Genomic DNA, 2,018 nt, shown 5'->3' with positions numbered 1-2,018 from the left:
TTAACACATGCAAATTATAAAATAAAATTAAATATTAATTAATAATATTTATTCATGTGTATATTCTGTGATATAGTTTCCAATCGTGCACGGTCTTATAAGGTATATGAGGATGATAACACACTTGCGTTTTTAGACATATATCCAATATCGAGGGGGCACATACTTGTTATTCCTAAAAGGCATTATGAGAACATATTTGATATGGACAATGAAACATTATTAAATGTTTTTAGAACTGTTAAGATAGTTACAGATCTTATTAAGAGAAAATGGGGAATTAATAATGTTAACATTATGAATTCAAATGGTAAACTTGCAAATCAGACAGTATTCCATTATCATGTTCATATTATACCAAGAATTGAGAATGATAATTTGAATTTCGTCGATGAATGGTGGGTTAAAAAAATAATGGATGTAAATGATGAATACCTAGAAAGGATAAAAAGAGAGCTCACTGAATAATTATTTTAATTCTGCCGGGTCGCCATGTGATGGAAATATATAAACTGGCCTCATTTTTTCTATTTTACTTAATGATTCCTCCGCCAGTTTTTCACTTTTCACGAACATTGGGTCAAAATACAATTTCCCTTTTTTCACATATGCAGCATCACCTGTAAACAATGCATTTTTATCATGATAGTATATGGAAACATTTCCGTCTGTATATCCAGGAGTATCTATTTTTTCAAAACCATCAAGATCGAGGCGTGCATATGAATTAAAGGCCTTAACAGTGGCGAATTCAAGGCCCTTTCCCTCCATCTCCTCTATTCCCCTCAGCTGCAGTCCATTCTTCAGCGTATCCATTTCATACTTGCTAACATATATTTTTGGTTTATACTTTTCATAAATTTCCTTTAATGCACCCACATGAAGGTAATCAACTGCTGTAATAAGTATGTAATCAGGCTCATATTTTTTGGAATCATAAAAATTTATTATCTTTTTAGCGTCCTGTTCAATGCCAGAATCTATCTGCACAATATTTTTTCCAGTATTTATGACATATACATGGGATTTCATTTTTTCTATGCTAAATATATTTTCAATAAAAATCATATATTTAAATGGCTTTAATATGTATTAATATTTTCATTCCTTGGTAAGCTCATGGTATGTATGATTCACTATCCTTGAAATAATTTCATACGCCACCGGCTGTGCATTCTCTGATCCGGGAATTGAAAAAATAATCTTTTTCTTGTATGTAAACATTGAGGCATCGGAGATATATGGAAAATATCCACCGGATTTTGCCCTAAAAAGCTCCCCAAATCCAGAAAATTCTTTATCAGCAATTTTCCTTAATGCAATGCTTGTCTGATCAAGTCTTGATGCGCCGGTACCACCAATGTAAATAAAAACATCAAATTTATTATAATTGCAGAATAATTCACCAAGAATTTCTACTTCATCATCCTTAACAATGGATCTTTCATAAGTTTTTCCTATTAATTCTGCCATTTTATTACCTGATATATCGTTTTCAATGGTTCTTGATGATGATACGGTTATTATTCTATACCTTAAATTATATTCAATATCATCACTGTGCATTTATCTCAGCCTTTTTCTTATAATCAACCTTTATTCCAGAGATTAAAGTTTCGGGATAGTTTCCTGTTTCATCCTTTTCAAGGTATTTTACCATATCCCATACAGTTAATAATGCTGTTAGCACACCATTAATGGCCTCCATTTCAACCCCGGTTCTGTAAATGGCCTTAACGGTGCATGAGCATTTTATCTGATTATCCAGAATCTCAAAGTCAAAATCTATTGACGAAACAGGAACTGGATGGCAGTATGGTATTGTTCCAGAAGTATTTTTAACGGCCATTGTACCTGCTATTCTGGCAGTTTCAATGACATCTCCCTTTTTTACATTTTTGTTTAAAATTTGCCTTACAGTGCCGGATTTAAGCCTTATGCATCCTGAGGCCCTTGCCTCCCTTAAAACTATTTCTTTTGAAGATATGTCTATCATAAATTATTAATAGCATATTATT

At 32.2% G+C, this 2,018-nt stretch carries 4 protein-coding genes; 1 reads left to right on the top strand and 3 read right to left on the bottom strand.

Annotated elements, in window-relative coordinates:
• Positions 1 to 54 precede the first annotated feature (54 nt).
• Positions 55 to 468, top strand: a complete 414-nt coding sequence (locus AOG55_RS04350; protein WP_054964201.1) for an HIT family protein — start codon at positions 55 to 57, stop codon at positions 466 to 468.
• On the opposite strand, the gene AOG55_RS04345 is transcribed toward AOG55_RS04350, so the two are convergent.
• Genes AOG55_RS04345 through moaC form a run of 3 tightly spaced genes read right to left on the bottom strand, consistent with a single transcriptional unit; the run spans position 469 to position 1,996 of the window.
• Entirely contained in the window at positions 469 to 1,068 is a 600-nt protein-coding gene (locus AOG55_RS04345) for an MBL fold metallo-hydrolase (RefSeq protein WP_054964202.1), read from the bottom strand.
• 33 nt (positions 1,069 to 1,101) lie between these two features.
• Positions 1,102 to 1,566, bottom strand: coding sequence for a molybdopterin-binding protein (locus AOG55_RS04340; RefSeq protein ID WP_054964203.1), 465 nt, complete (start codon positions 1,564 to 1,566; stop codon positions 1,102 to 1,104).
• Complete coding sequence (gene moaC / locus AOG55_RS04335; RefSeq protein ID WP_048101102.1) at positions 1,556 to 1,996, bottom strand: cyclic pyranopterin monophosphate synthase MoaC; 441 nt, start codon at positions 1,994 to 1,996, stop codon at positions 1,556 to 1,558. The genes AOG55_RS04340 and moaC overlap by 11 nt, the downstream gene beginning before the upstream one ends.
• Positions 1,997 to 2,018 lie beyond the last annotated feature (22 nt).

It is taken from the genome of Acidiplasma cupricumulans, assembly GCF_001402935.1.
In the GTDB taxonomy this organism is placed as follows: domain Archaea; phylum Thermoplasmatota; class Thermoplasmata; order Thermoplasmatales; family Thermoplasmataceae; genus Acidiplasma; species Acidiplasma aeolicum.
Note: the sequence above shows the minus strand (reverse complement) of the source record. Positions and strands in the feature narration are given on the sequence as shown.

What these genes read in the sequence shown, in the direction of transcription:
- AOG55_RS04350 (WP_054964201.1), top strand. Translation starts at nt 55, where the DNA reads ATGTGTATATTCTGTGATATAGTTTCCAATCGTGCACGGTCTTATAAG.
- AOG55_RS04345 (WP_054964202.1), bottom strand. Translation starts at nt 1,068, where the DNA reads ATGATTTTTATTGAAAATATATTTAGCATAGAAAAAATGAAATCCCAT.
- AOG55_RS04340 (WP_054964203.1), bottom strand. Translation starts at nt 1,566, where the DNA reads ATGCACAGTGATGATATTGAATATAATTTAAGGTATAGAATAATAACC.
- moaC (WP_048101102.1), bottom strand. Translation starts at nt 1,996, where the DNA reads ATGATAGACATATCTTCAAAAGAAATAGTTTTAAGGGAGGCAAGGGCC.